This is a genomic window from Ruminococcus sp. AF37-20, from assembly GCF_003460465.1.
GTDB classification, from domain to species: Bacteria; Bacillota; Clostridia; order Oscillospirales; family Ruminococcaceae; genus Hominimerdicola; species Hominimerdicola aceti.
This window is the reverse complement of sequence record NZ_QTVE01000009.1, coordinates 89,975-107,597: the sequence shown is the minus strand read 5'-3', so window position 1 is coordinate 107,597 and position 17,623 is coordinate 89,975. Positions and strand designations below refer to the sequence as shown.

Sequence of the window (17,623 nt, the reverse complement as noted above, 5' to 3'; positions counted from 1 at the left end):
AAATGATACTTGACAATATCTGCGACAAAAGAAGAGAACAGCTTGAAAGAGATATATCAATAATTTCAAGACAAGATATCAAATACATGGCAGCCGAAAAAGAGTATCAGACAGTTTCCTTTTCAAAATCTATCAAGCGTGACACCCTTTCAGTCATAAGCGAGGTCAAGAAAGCTTCGCCGTCAAAGGGACTTATCTGCCCTGACTTTGACCCTGTGAAAACCGCCTGCGAATATGAGAAAAGTGGTGCGAATGCTATCTCCTGCCTGACGGAAGAGCATTATTTTCAAGGCTCTGGGGAATATCTCAAAGCTATAAGAGCGGCTGTAAAGCTGCCGATACTACGCAAGGATTTCGTTATCGATGAATATCAGCTTTACGAGGCAAGAACCATAGGTGCTGACGCAGTGCTGCTTATCTCGGCAATACTCAGCGAGGGTCAAATGAAAGAATATTCTGACATTGCACACGAGCTTGGACTTGAATGTCTTGTAGAGGTACACAACGAGGAAGAGTATAAAAAGACGCTTGGTTTTAAGCCTGATATGCTTGGCATAAACAACAGAAATCTTTACACTTTTGACGTTGACCTTGAAACCACGGGCAGGCTCAGCAATATAGTAGGCGACCATGCAGTGCTTGTGTCAGAAAGCGGTATAAAAACAAATGCCGATATGAAAAAGGTACGCAGCCTTGGTGCAGACGCTGTGCTTATAGGTGAAACGCTTATGAGAAGCGGCAATATCGGTACAACTCTCCATGAACTGAGAGAGGGCGTATAAATGACAAAAATCAAGATATGTGGTATGCGCCGTGTGGACGATATTCTTTATGTGAACACATACCACCCTGATTATGCAGGCTTTATACTGTCGGAGGGCTTTACACGCACGGTAGACATTGACACATTCTACGATCTTGAACTTCTTCTTAATAAGGAGATCAAACGAGTGGGCGTTTTTGTAAATGAGCCTATAGAGAATATTCTGAAAAGCTTTGCACAGAAGCTTGATGTTATCCAGCTTCACGGTGAGGAAAACGCAGAGTATATCAGCAAACTCCGTGAAAACTGCGACTGTGAGATATGGAAAGCCGTTCGTGTGAAATGTGCTGATGATATTGCAAAAGCAGATGCACTTCCCGTCCATAAACTGCTTATAGATAGCTTTTCAGCAGGCAGCTACGGCGGAACAGGCAAGCGTGTTGACCTTGATGTGTTCTCAAATGTGAGTATTTCAAAACCTTTCTTACTTGCAGGCGGACTGAACGAGGATAACATCTGCTCTGCTATGGAAAAGGTACAACCTTATGGCGTTGACTTTTCAAGTTCAGTGGAAACCGATGGCTTCAAGGACGAAAACAAGATAAAAAGGATAGTTGAAACTATCAGAAATAATACCGAAAGAAGGATATAAATGAGTAAAATTGGACGATTCGGTGAATTTGGCGGACAGTATATCCCTGAAACTGTCATGACTGCTGTTCACGAGCTTGAAAAAGCTTACGATAAATACAAGGACGATCCTGAGTTCAACAAAGAGCTTCAGGAGCTTTACCACAATTATGCAGGCAGACCGTCAATGCTTTATTATGCAGAAAAGATGACCAAAGATCTTGGCGGAGCTAAAATATACATCAAGCGTGAGGATCTTAACCACACAGGCTCACACAAGATAAACAACGTTTTGGGTCAGATACTTCTGGCAAAGAAAATGGGCAAGAAGCGCATAATCGCTGAGACCGGTGCAGGTCAGCACGGTGTTGCTACCGCTACAGTTTGCGCTCTTATGGGTCTTGAATGTGAGGTCTACATGGGTGAGACCGATATGAAAAGGCAGTCTCTCAACGTTTACAGAATGAATCTTCTTGGCGCAAAGGTAACAGGCGTTGCAAGCGGTACTGCTACGCTGAAAGACGCTATCAATGAAGCTTTCAGAGATTGGGTATCAAATATCGACACTACTTTCTACTGCATAGGCTCTGTAATGGGACCTCACCCTTATCCTACAATGGTAAGAGATTTCCAGAAAGTCATCAGTGCCGAAATAAAGGCACAGCTTATGGAAAAGGAAGGCAGACTGCCTGACTGTGTTGTTGCCTGCGTAGGCGGCGGCTCAAACGCTATGGGTGCATTCTACAACTTTATCGAAGACAAGTCAGTCAAGCTTGTTGGTGCAGAGGCAGCAGGCAGAGGCATTGACACACCTGACCATGCGGCTACAGTTGCAAAAGGCTCACTTGGTATATTTCACGGCATGAAATCGCTTTTCTTGCAGAACGAATATGGTCAGATCGACCCTGTTTATTCTATCTCAGCAGGTCTTGACTACCCAGGTATCGGACCTGAGCACGCATATCTTAACTCTATAGGCAGAGCACAGTATGTTGACATAACCGATGAAGAAGCAGTTTGTGCTTTTGAGTACCTTTCAAGAACAGAGGGTATAATCCCTGCTATCGAGTCATCACACGCAGTTGCCGCTGCGCTTAAGATCGCTCCTACAATGGATAAGGACTCAATACTTGTCATCAACCTTTCAGGCAGAGGCGACAAGGACGTTTACTCAATAGCAAGATACAGGGAGGTAGACCTTAATGAAGAATAGGATAGACGCTTGCTTTGAAAAGCTCAAAGCAGAAAACAAAAAGGCACTTGTTACCTTTATCACCGCAGGCGACCCTGATATGGTTACAACAGAAAAGTGCATTCTTGAAATGTATAAGAATGGTTCTGACATTATCGAGATCGGAGTGCCGTTCTCTGACCCTATCGCAGAGGGTGCGACTATTCAGAAAGCTTCTCTGCGTTCACTCAGTGGCGGAACAAATCTTGACAAGATATTTGACCTTGTGAGAAAGCTCCGCACACAGACTGACAAGCCTATGCTTCTGATGATGTATATAAACACTATCTTCAAGTACGGAACAGCGAAATTCTTTGAGCTTTGCAAAGAGGTACAGATAGACGGCGTTATCGTTCCAGATATGCCTTTTGAAGAACGCGAAGAGCTTCAGGGCGAAGCTGAGAAAAATGGTATCTACACTATCTTCCTCGTTGCACCGACTTCACACGAGCGTGTAAAAATGATAGCAGAAAAGTCAAAAGGCTTTTTGTATGTTGTATCTTCACTGGGAGTTACTGGTATGCGTTCTGAGATAACAACAGACTTTAACGAGCTTCTTGCGCCTATCCGAAACAACGATCACTGCCCTTGCTGTATTGGTTTCGGAATTTCAAATCCTGAGCAGGCAAAGAAAATGTCCCAGTACGCTGACGGCGTTATCATGGGAAGTGCTGTTGTTAAAATTGTTGAGGAACACGGCAAAGACGCTCCTGAATATATTGGCAAGTTTATCAAATCCGTTCGTGAGGGCATGGACAGCTAAATATAACAAAGCAAGGCTCTGAGCAAAAACTCAGAGCCTTATTTTTATGCAAAAAAACAAGACCCCGATTTTATCGAGGTCTTGCAAAATATTCTTATGAATTTTTCTTATTGAATGCAACAACAGCATCATTGATAGTCTTAAGCTCAGTGTCAACAGTTGCGGAGTATGATTCTCTCAGCTCTGTCCATGAGAACTGTTTGCCGTTTTCGTCAGCCTTATTTGTGTATTCATAAAGCTTTCTTGTTACGCAGTTGCCGTCTTCGTTTGCGTTGTCGTCAGACATTGTGGAAGAAATTCCGTAACCATAGTCAAACACCTGATTGTACTCAGAAGATGAGCAGTCAACGATCACCTGATACATATCCTCTGTCCAGTTAGGGTTAGCGTTGAGGAATTTCTCCTTGCCGTTTTCCTTATATGTTTCGTCTGTATTAGCCATTCTGCAGCACTCATACCAACACTTTACAGCCTCTTTAGCTGTTGAGCCTCTTACCCACATATATGCCGTCATATCAGATGTCATGTACTTTTCATCAGTGTTAGGATCAGACGGAACAGGGACTACTCTCCAAGTGTCAGCGTCAGAAGGTCCGTTATTTCCTGTCATAGCCCATGTACCCATGCAGTAGAAAAGCAGATTGCCGTCTTTAAGCGCCTGCTTAGCATTGCCAAGCCAGTTTCCGTTTACAAGGTTGTTCTTACCTACCTGATAAAGCAAATCTTCTGCTCTTTCTATATCAGGGTCATTTATATTGCTTGTGAACTTCTCACCGTCATAGTTTACCATTGTTTTACCGGTCTGCTGAATGACTTGTGTCTGGAACCAACCATTGATACCAAATCTCTCAACATCAGCAGGAGCGTTTGAAACAAACTCTGACATCATGTCATACCAGTTATCCCAATTCCACTCACCATTCTGATAAAGCTCATATGGATCATCAAGACCCTCAGCGTCAATAACGTCCTGATCATACATCATGAGTGTGCCGACTGTGAAGCTTATAGGAGCAACATAATGCTTGCCGCCCATAACGAACTTGTCAGCCGTTGTTTTAACATCAGCCCACAGCGGATCGTCAAAGTTCACAATATCGTCAACAGGCTGATACATATCCTTAAGCACCTGTGCAGGAAAAGCCATCCACTCATACTTGAAGATATCAGGCACATTCTGCTGAGCCATGATAGCACTGGCAAGCTGGTCAAATTTTTCGCTGTCAGTTACTCTTGTGTACTCTACTTTACCACCCTTGTTGTTGAAAAGGGTCATCTCAACGGACTTATCCTCGCCCTTTTTCTCGTTAGGATTAAGGTCATATGTACCCATCCAACGGATAGTTTTCTGAGCGTCGTCAGGGATAGCCTCTATCTCCTGTGTATCCTCGACCTTAACTTTCTTTACGGTTGATACCTTTGAACTGCTGTCGCCTGTGGAGCCGCAACCTGCAACTGCAAAAACAGATGTAAGCGCTACTGCCAATGCAAGAATCTTCTTGATCTTCATAAAATAATTGACCTCCAAATCAAATGATTTTCTGTCTTAACAACCAATGTTACACTACAATTATAAAGCTTAATGTCCTTTAAGTCAATTCTCAAATTATACAAAGACATTCAAGTCATTTGTATAATTTGAACATTTCAAAAGTAATAAATATTAAAATATTAAACATTGAGAGGTACTTGAAAAAAAGAGAGAAATGTAGTATAATATGTTTTGCATAATAATCATCACAAAAACGGAGATAAATAAATGAAGAAAATAGAAATTTTTACTGACGGTGCTTGCTCCGGAAATCCTGGACCGGGTGGATATGGTGTTATACTAAGATATAAAGGCAATTCAAAAGAACTTTGGGGCGGTGATCCCTCTACAACCAATAACCGCATGGAGCTAACCGCTGTTATCACTGCTCTTTCAGCACTGAAAGAGCCATGTGAGGTAGAGCTTTACAGCGACTCAAAGTATATAATCGACGCTGTTACAAAAGGCTGGGCAAAAAAATGGCGTGCAAACAACTGGGTGAAATCGGACAAGAAAAAGGCTCTAAACAGTGATCTGTGGGAAAAGCTTCTTGATCTGCTGGAGGTGCATAAGGTAAATTTCAACTGGGTAAAAGGCCATGCAGGACATCCGGAAAACGAACGTTGTGACGAACTTGCAGTAATGGGCTCTAAACAGTATAAATAGAATTAAATAAATATTAATTTTTTATTAAGTTAGGGAAAACTATTGCATTTTGTAGTAATTTAGTATATAATAAAATAGAAATCTATATATGAAAGGTATGATTTAATTGGAAAAGAGATTTGTCTATGCAGATAACTCAGCTACGACTAGAGTATCTCAGAAAGCTCTTGACGCCGCTCTGCCTTATTTCACTGAGCTATACGGAAATCCGTCAAGTATATATTCTTTGGGAATGGAATGTGCAAAAGCCGTTCTTAAAGCAAGAGAACAGGTCGCAAACGCTCTTGGTGCGAAGGTCAACGAGATCTATTTCACTGCTGGCGGCTCTGAGTCTGACAACTGGGCTATAAGAGGCTGTGCACAGCTTGGAGAAAAAAAGGGCAAGAAGCATATCATCACAACTGCTTTTGAACATCATGCAGTTCTGCACACTTGTCAGTATCTCGAAAAGCTTGGCTTTGAGGTAACATATCTTCCTGTAGGTGACAAGGGTCTTGTTACCGCACAACAGGTCGAGGACGCTATCCGTGATGATACCTGCCTTGTTACAATAATGACAGCTAACAACGAGATCGGTACTATACAGCCTATCGCTGAGATTGGCGAAGTTTGCCACAAGCATGGCGTATGGTTCCATACTGACGCTGTTCAGGCTGTAGGAAATATTGACATCAATGTTAAAGATATGAACATTGATATGCTCTCACTTTCAGGACATAAGCTCCACGCTCCAAAGGGTGTTGGCGCACTTTATGTAAAGGCAGGCATCAATCTGCCTAACCTTATCTACGGCGGAGCACAGGAGAGAAATAAGCGTGCAGGTACCGAGAACGTACCTTCTATCGTGGCTCTCGGCGTTGCTATCACTGATGCTGTTAAGGATATCCCTGCAAAGAATGAGCGTGTTAGAAAGATGAGAGATAGACTTATCGAGGGGCTTCTTAAGATACCTGAGTCAAGGCTCAATGGTGATATCGAACACAGACTTGCAGGAAACGTAAACATATCTGTTCGTGGAGTAGAGGGCGAGAGCATGCTTCTTTCACTTGATCTTCAAGGCGTTGCAGCTTCATCAGGCTCAGCCTGCACAAGCGGATCACTTGACCCGTCACACGTTCTGCTTTCACTTGGTCTGCCACACGAAGTAGCACATGGCTCGCTCAGACTTTCTATCAATGACGAGAACACAGAGGAAGATGTTGATTATATTCTTGAGGTTCTTCCACCTATCGTAAAGCACCTGAGAAGTATGTCACCACTTTGGGAAAGAATTTGCAGAACTGAGAATATTCACGACTATACACTTGATTAGGAGGAATAAAAAATGATATACAGCGAAAAGGTAATGGATCATTTCGCACATCCGAGAAATGTCGGCGAGATTGAAGATGCTGACGGTGTCGGCGAGGTAGGAAACGCTAAATGCGGAGATATAATGAAAATGTACATCAAGGTCAATGACGGCATTATAACTGACGTTAAGTTCAAGACTTTTGGTTGCGGTGCGGCTGTTGCTACATCTTCTATCGCTACAGAAATGATAAAGGGTAAAAAGCTTGAAGACGCTTTGAAACTTACAAACAAGGCAGTTGTTGAAGCTCTTGACGGTCTTCCACCAGCAAAGCTTCACTGCTCTGTTCTTGCTGAGGAAGCAATGAAAGCCGCTGTTTCTGACTACTATAAAAGACAGGGTATCGATCCAACTCCGTTCGTAGGCAAGCAGTCTGCTCCTGATTGTGAGAACTGCAATGGCTGATAGAGTTCTTGTGGCAATGAGCGGCGGCGTTGACAGCTCTGTTTCGGTCAAGCTCCTTCTTGATGAGGGTTATGACGTGGCAGGGGCTACCATGCGGCTCTACAACAATGAGGACATCGGTCTGGATAAAACAAGAACGTGCTGTTCTCTCAATGATGTAGAGGACGCACGTTTTGTTGCTTTTAAACTAGGCATTGATTTCCATGTATTCAATTTTTCTGATGATTTTAAGCACTATGTTATCGACAATTTTGTTGATACATATCTGGCAGGCGGCACGCCTAATCCGTGTATCGAGTGCAACAAACATCTGAAATTCGCAAAATTCTATGAGCGTGCAAAACTGCTGGACTTTGACCATATAGCTACAGGGCATTACGCTTCCAGAGAATATGACGCAAATTCAGGCAGGTGGCTTCTGAAACGCTCACCTGACAGGTCAAAGGATCAAAGTTATGTGCTTTACAGCATGACGCAGGAACAGCTTGCTCACACTCTCTTCCCCGTTGGCGAGATGCACAAGGACAAGATCCGTGATATCGCAGTAGAAAACAAGCTTATAAATGCAAACAAGCCTGACTCTCAGGACATCTGCTTTATCCCTGACGGTGATTACGCAGGCTTTATCACAAAACGCTGCGGTGAACAGCAGTCGGGAGATATCGTTCTTTCTGACGGCACAAAGCTTGGTAAACACAAAGGTCTGATACACTATACTATTGGACAGCGAAAGGGCGTAGGCATTTCATATAGCGAACCGCTTTTCGTTATTACAAAAGATATGGAGCATAACAGGCTTATTATGGGCAAGGCTGATGAAGTATACAGTGACAGCCTCGTGGCAGGAGATGTGAACTTTATTCCGTTTGACACCCTCACAGAGCCTATAACCTGCACCGCTCAGACACGTTATCATCAAAAGGACGCTGAATGTACAGTTTCACCAATGAATGATGGCAAGGTACTCGTGACTTTTAAAGAACCTCATAAAGCTATCTCAAAGGGACAGGCTGTGGTTTTCTATAACGGCGAATATGTCATTGGCGGCGGCACGATATTATAAAAAACAGACCCACAGGTTTTTCCCGTGGGTCTTATATTTTAGCTGCCAGCTTTTTTATGAAGTGAGCGGAACTCCGCAGGGGAAAGCATTTCATGCTTTTTGAACACCGCACAAAAATAACTGCAATCGTTATAACCTACCTCCGCAGCGATTTCATTGATGTTAAGCTTATCCTCCAATAAAAGCAGCTTTGCCTGCTGTATACGCTTTCTTGCTAGATACTCAAAAGGTCTTAGACTAAGACACTCCTTGAAAAGTCTGCAAAGATACTGCGGTGAAAGGTCAATAAGATCAGCAAGCTCCACAAGAGTAAGTTCTTTTCTGAAATTCTTATCAATATAATCAATTACAGGCTGCAACTGATTGAGTTTTTGTCCGTCCTGACTACCATTTTGTAGGTTTACGACTCTGTGTAGCTCAATAAGAAACTGATATAGATATGCCGAACACTGGTGACCACAGTAGTAGTAATTAGTCTTCATAAGGTAAAGTATCTTCTTAAATATGGCATCAACAGCATTGATATCATTTATGTGAAACACTTTAGCCTTCTCAAGCTTGATATGCTTGAGAATTTCAATTGCTTCCCTGCCCTCAAAGGTTATCCAGTGGGTTTCCCATATATCACCAATGGGATAATACTCATGCGGCACCGAAGGTGGCAGATAAAAGGCATCCCCCGGCTTTATATCATACTCATGACCATCAAATATAACGTGACCCTGACCACGAGTGCAGTATATTATCTGATGATTAGGATAGCCATCTTCTCTTACAAAATGAAATTCTCTATCTCTCGCACCAATTCCAAGCACATACAAAGGCAGGCTCGTTTCATCGCTGAGGACAGGGTAATAATAGTCAGTCATAATAAATCTCGCTTTCCAAACTGATTTCATATTCTTTTATTATATATTATCACAACACACTAAAAAAGTCAAGAAATTTCAAAAAATATGTTGTACAATTGTCCTGAATGTGGTACAATATATTATATAATAAGGTTAATATACTCATATAGGAGATGATAAGATGTTAAAACGATTAACGGCTTTTTTCACGGCAACCGTTATGGCATGTGCCACACCTCTTGCCTGTAACGCTGAAGTTATAAAGCATGAAGTAAATGTTCCGCCTAATATACTTGTGCTTGGGGATTCAATCGCCGCTGGCTATGGTCTGGAAGGCTACAGTGAAAACAGATATTCTTGTGCGTCTTATGCAAATCTTCTTCACGACCAGTATGAAGCTGAGCTTAAAGACGCTGGCGGCTGTAAGCTTGTGAACTCTGCTGTTGTGGGCGACACTTCACAACAGCTTCTTGACCGCATTAATTCAGGCGAATTTGACGCTGACCTTGCAGACAGCGACGCTGTTATTATATCCATAGGTGGCAATGACATTCTTGGTCTTTTCATAGATTTTTTGATGAACGATCTGGGCATTACTTCTAAAAGCACAATGTCTGATTTGATGGATAAAACCAAGGATATTATTGGCATTGCAATGGATATGAAGGATATGTCTGATGATATGGATAAGGCGCTGAAAAATTTTACGAGCACTTTAGATGATATAATTAACGCTGTTGAAGCTAAAAGTAAGGGTGAAATAATCGTTCAGACACTATATGACCCGCTTGATAACTTCACTGCGGCTGCTGTTTTCCAGAGTATATCGAAGGATAAAATTTCAAAACTTAACAACATTATCAAAGAACACTCCACTGACGAAAATGAAAATGAGAGATACATAGTGGCAGATGTTTTTAGTGAATTCAGCGGTCACGGAAAGGAACTGACCAACATAAATGACTTTGATATACACCCTAATAAAAAAGGTCACGCACTTATTGCTTCTTGTATAGACAAGGCGTTAAGGACAAAAACTTATACCTATGAGGAGGTCGTTCCTGACAGCAGCGAGAACGATGAAAAGGGCAAAAATGCCATACTTATGGTAGCAACTGCGACAGGCGGACTTATTGTTATAATCGCAGCCACGATTCTTATACGACACAAAAAGAAAGGATAGATCAACATGAGAATTTATTTGGTAGACTTTGAAAATGTCAAATCCAAAGGACTTCAAGGCATAGACAATTTAACTGAAACTGATACCGTCATAATTTTTTACAGTGAAAATTCCGATACCATTAACTTTGAAATGCACCAGAAAGTTCTTACATCAAAGGCTGATATTGAATACTTCAAGGTAAACGTTGGTGGCAAAAATGCCCTGGATTTTCAGCTTTCAACACTTCTGGGTTATCTTGTAGCCAAGGATACTTACACGAATATTTTTGTTATCAGCAATGACAGAGGTTTTGACTTTCTTCATGATTTCTGGCACGGTAAGTATGTTGACAGCCCAAATGCTATGGTCTACAGAACTAGGACAATACAAACCGCTATTAATTTCGCTAATCATAAGATTAATCCGACCGAAAACAATGAAGATGAAGAATCGACTAAACATATAGTCGAAAAGGCAGAGGAAATACAAGAAACAGCAGACATTCAGACAGAGTCAGAGATAACTCTTGACGAAGCTGATGAGCCAAACCCTGAGCCTTCGGCTATAGATTATTCTGTTACACTAAACGAAAATATGAATGGTAATACAGAAGAAGTCGAAGAAGAGCCAGAAGCCTGTGCACCTGATATTGTCGAAGTAGAAAGTGATCCTGTTGTTGAAACTATCGTCAAAGTGAAAAAGGGTAGAAAAAAGTGTACCGCACAAAAAAACAACGATCTCCAAAGCATACTTGCAAACATTTGCAGCGAAGAGCAAATAGAAGAAATCAGCAAACTTATAGCTGAGTCTAACACAAAAGAGGAGCTTCACAATTCTCTTGCAAAGGTATATAAAAAGCAGGCTACAGATTTTTACAAGCTTCTCAGGCCAAGATATCTGCGACTTAAAGGACTACAGGAATCCGAAAATACATGCACCGCTGATGAAGATAAAACGATGACGGCTCAGAAAACTGAAAAGGTTGTTTACCATGATGTACTATCCGTAAAACTTGATGAGCTACTCGACGGCAAATGCAACAAAGACGAACTTGCGCTTATAAGAGAAGCAGTCATTGACGCCACAACAAAACAGCAGCTTTATATCAGAATGGTAAAAGAGTTCAAAAAGGAAAAAGGCTGCGATATTTATAACAAAATAAAGCCAGAGTATGTGTCTTTGCACAAGCTTGCATCTGAGATCATAAAATAAAGGAGTGTAAAATATGAAACTTATGATAGCGTCAGACATTCATGGTTCGGCTTACTGGTGCAAAAAAATGCTTGAAGCCTTTGAGCAAAACGGCACGGAAAAACTAATTCTTTTGGGTGATATCCTCTATCACGGACCAAGAAACGACCTTCCAAAGGAATATGCACCAAAGCAGGTGATAGCCATGCTCAATCCGCTTAAAGACAAGCTTCTGTGCGTGCGTGGTAATTGTGACACAGAAGTCGATCAAATGGTGCTTGACTTCCCTGTTATGGCGGAATATGCTTATATATGCTGTGACGGACTGAGGATATTCGCCACACATGGTCACAAATTCAACTGCGACAATCTGCCACCGCTGTCTAAGGGCGATATTCTTCTTCACGGTCATACTCATGTGCCGGTTATTAAAGACTGTGGCGATTACACCTATATAAACCCCGGTTCTGTTTCCATACCGAAAGAAAATTCAGCACACAGCTATCTCATACTGGAAGACGGCAAGTTCTCGTTTGGCGAGCTTATATAAAGAAAAGGCAGCGTTGAGCTGCCTTTTTTGTGCCTATTTTATTGTAGTTTCAAGCCCGTTGACCTCTATCTCAGGGTCATCCAGATTGATTATAAGGCATTTTCTGCCATCGACTATCTGAGTTTTTACCTTGTCAACTGCGTCCTTGCCAATATTTACGGTTATGCTTGGAGCAGAAACTACGGTCCTTTTCTCCACAAGGTTTACCGCTGTGAGTGGCTTCCCGCCAGCCGCAGCGTCAAAAACTTTAGGAAGATTATCAAGCTTATCCTGACTAACTCCAGCTTCCCACAGAATGGACGAAAGTTTATGTTCGTCAATTGTCGGTATCTCAGTTTCATGAGCATTTTGGTCAACAAATGTGGAAATCTTGTCATTCACAGTAGTGATAAGATCATAGTCAAGTTCATCGCCCACAACACTTGTGAGGATATCCTTGAAAGTTTCCTTTTCGTTCTGACAGGTCATTGAGAACTCGCAACCAAGAAGCTCTTCAACAACGGAAGTGTTCGGCTTTTTGGCGTTTTTCGTGTAGTAAAGCACGCCGTTGATATCAGGCGCACGATCATTGAAAAGAGGAAACAAAAAGCCATCGCTTGGAAGCTCAACAATTCTGTCGCATGACTCTTTCTTAGCGATAGAGTTGTCCTGTTCATCATACACAAGCCCGTCAATACGCAGATTTACAGGGCAAAGAGCTGTCACTATAAAATTGTAATCTGTGTCAGCTTCGTCCTCAAACTCGTCCATTTTGTTCTTTTTCAGCACAGAATACGTACAATGTGCCATGAAAATGGTATATGTTGACACATACTCCACCTTTTCCACAATGGCATTCAGAAAGTTATCAACCTTTTCCTCATCAAGCAGCTTGCTTTGCAATGTTTCATACATGAAAGGCTGTGCGCCACCCTCAAGATATGCGTCCTTTGGAAACGAATATTCCAACAGATTTTTGCCGATAGAGCCGCTGAGCACCTTTTTCAGATTTATCATTATCAGCTCTGCCTCGTCCTGCGGAATAGTGTTGTAAAGCTGATTGGTCTTGCACTTTATGTTCTTTTCAGCGTCCACAAATGCGGTAACAACGTGGTTCACGGTAAAAAAGCCGCAGTCATCGCTGAAATTCTTCTTAATTTCATTTATTTCCTTTTTGTTCATCTTGGCGTCCTCCCGAAAAAATGTATATTAATTATAGCACAAATGTACAGATTTTTCAAGAGCCACAGACAAAAAAATCCCACAGCCGAAACTGTGGGATAATTGTTATTAAACTGGGTGAACCTTATTTTCAGCGTCTGAGTGCTTACCGTCAACGCCGTACTTTCTATCACGTCTGTCCTTGAAGAACTTAGGTGCAACCTTAGGGAACATTGCATATGTGAGGATATCTTCCTCCTGCTCTGTCCACTCAGCAGCCTCTTTCTTCATTGTTTCAAACTCTGGCTGGAGAAGGTCAGCAGGACGGCAAGTGATAGGCTCTTCGTCGCCAAGAATCTTCTTCTGGAACTCAGGGTCGATAGCAACTGGTGTCTTACCGTACTCGCCCTTAACAAGTCCCTTGAACTCCTTAGTAACTGTCTTGTATCTCTCGCCCATGATTACGTTGAACACAGCCTGTGTACCAACGATCTGTGATGTAGGTGTAACCAGTGGTGGGTAACCTGCGTCCTTACGAACCTTTGGAACTTCCTTGAGAACGTCGTCAAGCTGATCTGCCTTGCCAGCCTGTTTCAGCTGTGAAAGAAGGTTTGAAAGCATTCCGCCTGGTACCTGATAAAGAAGCGCATTTGTATTTGTAGCAAGCATTGAAGGGTCAAGCAGACCGTTGTCGATGTACTTCTTTCTGAGTTTCATGAAGTAATCTCTTATCACGTTGAGCTTAACAAGGTCAAGACCTGTGTCATACTCAGTGCCCTTGAATGTGGCAACGATAGACTCAGTTGGTGCATGAGATGTACCAAGAGCAAGTGGTGACATTGCAGTATCAACGCCGTCAACGCCAGCCTCAACAGCCTTAAGGATACACATGGAAGCAAGACCTGATGTGTAGTGAGTATGCAGCTGGATCGGGATCTTAACTGCTGACTTGAGGTCCTTAACAAGTGTTTCAGCCTCATATGGAGTCAGAAGAGCCGCCATATCCTTGATACAGATAGAATCTGCACCTGCATTCTCGATCTGCTTTGCATAGTTCATGTAATACTCATGAGTAAATACCTCGCCAAGTGTGTACGAGATAGCAACCTGAGCGTGACCATTTTCCTTCTTAGCAGCCTTGATAGCTGTTTCAAGGTTTCTGATATCGTTCAGTGCGTCAAAAATTCTGATAATATCAATACCATTTGCAATAGACTTCTGTACAAAATACTCAACAAGGTCATCAGCATAGTGACGGTAGCCAAGCATATTCTGACCTCTGAAAAGCATCTGGAGCTTTGTGTTAGGCATTTCTTTTCTAAGTATACGAAGTCTTTCCCATGGATCTTCATTTAAGAATCTGATACATGAGTCAAATGTAGCACCGCCCCAACACTCAGCAGAATAAAAACCGATCTTGTCGATCTCAGGGAGTATCTCACGCATATCGTCCATTGACATCCTTGTAGCGAGAAGTGACTGATGAGCGTCACGGAGGACAGTTTCAGTTATTTTAAGCTTTGCCATTTTAAATCGATCCTTTCGTTATTTTTCAGGAATGTTATTAGCCGATAACAGCAAGAACTGCACCGGTCTCAACAGCAGAGCCCTTAGTTGTATTAACGCTCAGTACCTTACCGTCGCAAGGAGCGTTAACGTCATTTTCCATTTTCATAGCTTCCAGTACGCAGATAGCCTGACCAGACTTAACAGTATCACCTACAGCTACTTTGATGTCAAGGATAGTACCAGGCATTGGAGCTGTTACCTTTGTGCCATCTGCAACAGGTGCTGTGGCAGGAGCTGGAGCAGCAGGAGCGGCTGCAACAGAGGCAGCGGCTACAGGAGCAGCTGCGGCGCTTCCGCCAACTTCTTCAACTGCAACGTCATAAGCTTTTCCATTTACTGTAATATTATATCTTTTCATCTTAAAAACCACCAATCTTTTTTTAATTTGATATGTTTATCACAACTGAATATTGCTGTGCTTCTTAGGCAGTCTGGAAATTCTCTTTCCTGCCATTACCTCGATAGAATCCATAAGTGTCTGTCTGATCTCGTTCTTAGCGATGATACCGTCAACGCAGCCATTCTTTGCAGCAACAGCAGCAGAGGCATTCTCCTTAGCGAACTTATCAGCAAGAGTGTTTCTTGCAGCAGTAAGATCAGAAGCACCCTTCAGCTCATCATGCTGGAGGAACTCAACAGCAGTAACAGGAGCAAGTGCAGAGATAACAGCGGTATCAAGAGCAAATGACAGATCAGCATTTGAACCCTTACCAGCAAGTGCAATAAATGCAGGACCATAAGCCTTACCTGTAACAACAGCAAGTTTAATAGTAGTAGCCTCAGCGTAAGCGTGGCAAAGCTTTGCCATATCCTTAACAGCGCCGTAAGCTTCAGTTTCATCATCAGCTTTGAAGCCCTCAGTATCAACAAAAGTTACAACAGGGATAGCGTAAGCGTCGCAAGTTCTTACAAATCTTGCGATCTTTGAGCAATCAGCAGACGTAAGCTTGTCGCCTGTCTTGTTAGTAGCAACAACGCCGACTGTAGCACCGCCAAGTGTTGCAAGTGCTGTATAAGAAGCCTTGCCATACTCAGCATTAAGCTCAGTTACACTGTCGCCATCGCAAACAGCCTTTGCAATGCCATCAGCGTCATCACCAACAGTCTCAGTTGGATCAGCAAATTCATACATTGGTACTGGTGAAAGGTTGTTCTGTGGAAGTTTTGTAAGTATATTTTTGGCAGCCTCAACAGCAGACTTATCGTCCTCACAAACAACAGCAGCAGTGCCGTTTTCAGCAGCATTTTCAGCAGAGTTCTTTATGTTTGCGTTTGGTGCAACATAAAGCTCAGCGTCCTTAGCGATAACAGTAAAGTCAGCAGACTCAGCGAGCATTGCTGCACAGCCTGCACAAGTGCCAGCGACAACAGCTATCTGAGGAACAACACCTGAAAGGTTAGAAGTCCACATAAGCAGCTCACCATAAGCATTGAGAGCCTTTGAACCGTCGCTTACGTCAGCACCATAAGAATCGAATATTCCGACAACAGGAACTCCTGTCTTAGCAGCAAGGTCATAAACCTTTGCTATCTTCTTTGCCTGTGCCTCTGTCAAAGCACCGTCCTTAACAGTCACGTCCTGAGAAAAAGCATATACAGGATTACCCTCAACATAGCCAAAAGCAGTAATAACTCCAGCAAGGGAGTCACCCGCAGCAGCATAAGCGTCAAGCTCTGTAAATTTTCCTTCGTCAAACAAATATGTCAGCCTGTTTCTTGCAGCAGTAGGGGTCTGTGACGCAGCTTTAAGCTCAGCAAGAGTAGAAATTGAATCAGACATACAGTTTCCTCCATTCAAATAATTTTTGTGATAAAATAACGCAAAACTACTGGATTTTATCATATTTATACACTTAATATTATACTATTTTTCCGCCAAATTTACAAGAGTAAATTGACCTATTTCCGCATATTTTACGTTTAGTAGCATAATCAATATCGATACACGCATATTATTAAGCATTTTGCACAATAGCAAAGGGCCTCCTGACAAAAAGAGACCCTCGATAAGCGTTATTTTTTGGTGATAGCATTTCTTAAAGCCCTTAGCTCGTCAGGTTTAAGCTCTCTATACTCACCTGGTTTTAGCATACCAAGTTTAATCGGACCGATGGCAGTGCGCTTTAGTCTTGCGACTTCAAGTCCCACAGCTTCGCACATTTTTCTTATCTGACGGTTCCTGCCCTCATGGATAGTCATTTGAAGCACAACCCTGCCAGGCTGTTTGTCGAGCACGACAACTGAACACTCCTGCGTCATTTTGCCGTCTATTTCAACTCCTGAAGCAAGCTTTATGAGCTGCTCATCGTTTATGTCAGGTCTTACTGTAACACGATAAGTCTTAGCGACATGCCTCGAAGGGTGCATGATATCATTGGCAAAATTTCCGTCATTTGTGAAAAGTAACAGTCCCTCTGAGTTCTTGTCAAGTCTGCCGATAGGATAAACTCTTTCAGGCACTTTTGTCAGAAGCTCAGTTACGCACTTTCTATCAAGCTCATCGCTCATTGTGGTAACATATCCTCTTGGCTTGTGGAGCATGATATAATAAAGCTGTCTTTTCTTGGCAACATATATTTTTTCCCCATCAAGGGTGATTATATCCTTGCCTGCCAAAGCCTTGTCGCCAAGCTTGCAAGGTCTGCCATTGACCTTTACTCTTCCCTCTGAGATATACTCCTCCGCCTTTCTTCTTGAACAAACACCACTGTCAGACATTATTTTCTGTATACGAATCTTTTCCATATTTTCTCC

The 17,623-nt window shown here is 42.4% G+C and carries 18 protein-coding genes; 11 read left to right on the top strand and 7 right to left on the bottom strand.

Annotation, left to right across the window (positions count from 1 at the left end; translation table 11 throughout):
- The first annotated feature begins 2 nt into the window (after positions 1-2).
- From trpC to trpA, 4 genes are read left to right on the top strand one after another with little or no spacing between them, the layout of a single operon-like run.
- Positions 3-782 (top strand): indole-3-glycerol phosphate synthase TrpC, encoded by a 780-nt coding sequence (gene trpC / locus DW015_RS07765; RefSeq protein WP_117905229.1) that lies wholly within the window; start codon positions 3-5, stop codon positions 780-782.
- Entirely contained in the window at positions 783-1,415 is a 633-nt protein-coding gene (locus tag DW015_RS07760; protein WP_117898039.1) for a phosphoribosylanthranilate isomerase, read from the top strand. It begins immediately after the preceding gene.
- The gene (gene trpB / locus DW015_RS07755; RefSeq protein WP_117898040.1) at positions 1,416-2,606 is read left to right on the top strand and encodes a tryptophan synthase subunit beta; all 1,191 of its coding nucleotides are present in this window, start codon (positions 1,416-1,418) and stop codon (positions 2,604-2,606) included. It begins immediately after the preceding gene.
- Positions 2,596-3,387, top strand: a complete 792-nt coding sequence (gene trpA, locus DW015_RS07750; RefSeq protein ID WP_117905228.1) for a tryptophan synthase subunit alpha — start codon at positions 2,596-2,598, stop codon at positions 3,385-3,387. The genes trpB and trpA overlap by 11 nt, the downstream gene beginning before the upstream one ends.
- A 94-nt stretch (positions 3,388-3,481) precedes the next feature.
- Here the strand turns inward: trpA and DW015_RS07745 are convergent, their stop codons facing one another.
- Complete coding sequence (locus DW015_RS07745; protein ID WP_117905227.1) at positions 3,482-4,897, bottom strand: extracellular solute-binding protein; 1,416 nt, start codon at positions 4,895-4,897, stop codon at positions 3,482-3,484.
- A gap of 249 nt (positions 4,898-5,146) precedes the next feature.
- Between DW015_RS07745 and rnhA the strand changes: the two genes are divergently transcribed.
- The 4 genes from rnhA (at position 5,147) to mnmA (ending at position 8,403) form a co-directional block, all read left to right on the top strand.
- Positions 5,147-5,584, top strand: a complete 438-nt coding sequence (gene rnhA / locus DW015_RS07740; RefSeq protein WP_022288420.1) for a ribonuclease HI — start codon at positions 5,147-5,149, stop codon at positions 5,582-5,584.
- A 106-nt stretch (positions 5,585-5,690) separates the two neighbouring features.
- Positions 5,691-6,896, top strand: a complete 1,206-nt coding sequence (gene nifS, locus DW015_RS07735; RefSeq protein ID WP_117905226.1) for a cysteine desulfurase NifS — start codon at positions 5,691-5,693, stop codon at positions 6,894-6,896.
- A 12-nt stretch (positions 6,897-6,908) separates the two neighbouring features.
- Positions 6,909-7,340, top strand: a complete 432-nt coding sequence (gene nifU / locus DW015_RS07730) for a Fe-S cluster assembly scaffold protein NifU (RefSeq protein ID WP_117876098.1) — start codon at positions 6,909-6,911, stop codon at positions 7,338-7,340.
- On the top strand, positions 7,333-8,403 hold the full coding sequence (mnmA, locus tag DW015_RS07725; RefSeq protein WP_117905225.1) for a tRNA 2-thiouridine(34) synthase MnmA: 1,071 nt from the start codon (positions 7,333-7,335) through the stop codon (positions 8,401-8,403). The genes nifU and mnmA overlap by 8 nt, the downstream gene beginning before the upstream one ends.
- Before the next feature lie 38 nt (positions 8,404-8,441).
- On the opposite strand, the gene DW015_RS07720 is transcribed toward mnmA, so the two are convergent.
- Positions 8,442-9,302: an AraC family ligand binding domain-containing protein gene (locus DW015_RS07720; protein ID WP_242993243.1), complete on the bottom strand. Its 861-nt coding sequence runs from the start codon at positions 9,300-9,302 to the stop codon at positions 8,442-8,444.
- 133 nt (positions 9,303-9,435) lie between these two features.
- Here DW015_RS07720 and DW015_RS07715 point away from each other — a divergent pair, with 133 nt between their 5' ends.
- The 3 genes from DW015_RS07715 to yfcE are packed head-to-tail and all read left to right on the top strand — an operon-like array spanning position 9,436 to position 12,160.
- Positions 9,436-10,437 (top strand): SGNH/GDSL hydrolase family protein, encoded by a 1,002-nt coding sequence (locus DW015_RS07715; RefSeq protein WP_117905223.1) that lies wholly within the window; start codon positions 9,436-9,438, stop codon positions 10,435-10,437.
- 6 nt (positions 10,438-10,443) lie between these two features.
- Positions 10,444-11,631: a PIN domain-containing protein gene (locus tag DW015_RS07710; RefSeq protein ID WP_117905222.1), complete on the top strand. Its 1,188-nt coding sequence runs from the start codon at positions 10,444-10,446 to the stop codon at positions 11,629-11,631.
- Between the two features lie 13 nt (positions 11,632-11,644).
- Positions 11,645-12,160 (top strand): phosphodiesterase, encoded by a 516-nt coding sequence (gene yfcE, locus DW015_RS07705; RefSeq protein ID WP_117905221.1) that lies wholly within the window; start codon positions 11,645-11,647, stop codon positions 12,158-12,160.
- A gap of 33 nt (positions 12,161-12,193) precedes the next feature.
- Here yfcE and DW015_RS07700 read toward each other — a convergent pair whose 3' ends face one another.
- The 5 genes from DW015_RS07700 to DW015_RS07680 form a co-directional block, all read right to left on the bottom strand.
- A complete protein-coding gene (locus tag DW015_RS07700) occupies positions 12,194-13,321 on the bottom strand; it encodes a DUF4317 domain-containing protein (protein ID WP_117905220.1) in 1,128 nt (375 codons plus the stop codon).
- A gap of 108 nt (positions 13,322-13,429) precedes the next feature.
- A complete protein-coding gene (locus DW015_RS07695) occupies positions 13,430-14,827 on the bottom strand; it encodes an oxaloacetate decarboxylase subunit alpha (RefSeq protein ID WP_022288411.1) in 1,398 nt (465 codons plus the stop codon).
- A gap of 37 nt (positions 14,828-14,864) precedes the next feature.
- Positions 14,865-15,227 carry a biotin/lipoyl-containing protein gene (locus DW015_RS07690; RefSeq protein ID WP_117905219.1) on the bottom strand — a complete coding sequence of 121 codons (363 nt, stop codon included), beginning with the start codon at positions 15,225-15,227 and terminating at the stop codon, positions 14,865-14,867.
- A gap of 39 nt (positions 15,228-15,266) precedes the next feature.
- The gene (locus tag DW015_RS07685) at positions 15,267-16,649 is read right to left on the bottom strand and encodes a carboxyl transferase domain-containing protein (protein ID WP_117905218.1); all 1,383 of its coding nucleotides are present in this window, start codon (positions 16,647-16,649) and stop codon (positions 15,267-15,269) included.
- 233 nt (positions 16,650-16,882) lie between these two features.
- Positions 16,883-17,614, bottom strand: a complete 732-nt coding sequence (locus DW015_RS07680) for a pseudouridine synthase (protein WP_117897423.1) — start codon at positions 17,612-17,614, stop codon at positions 16,883-16,885.
- Positions 17,615-17,623: the final 9 nt, after the last annotated feature.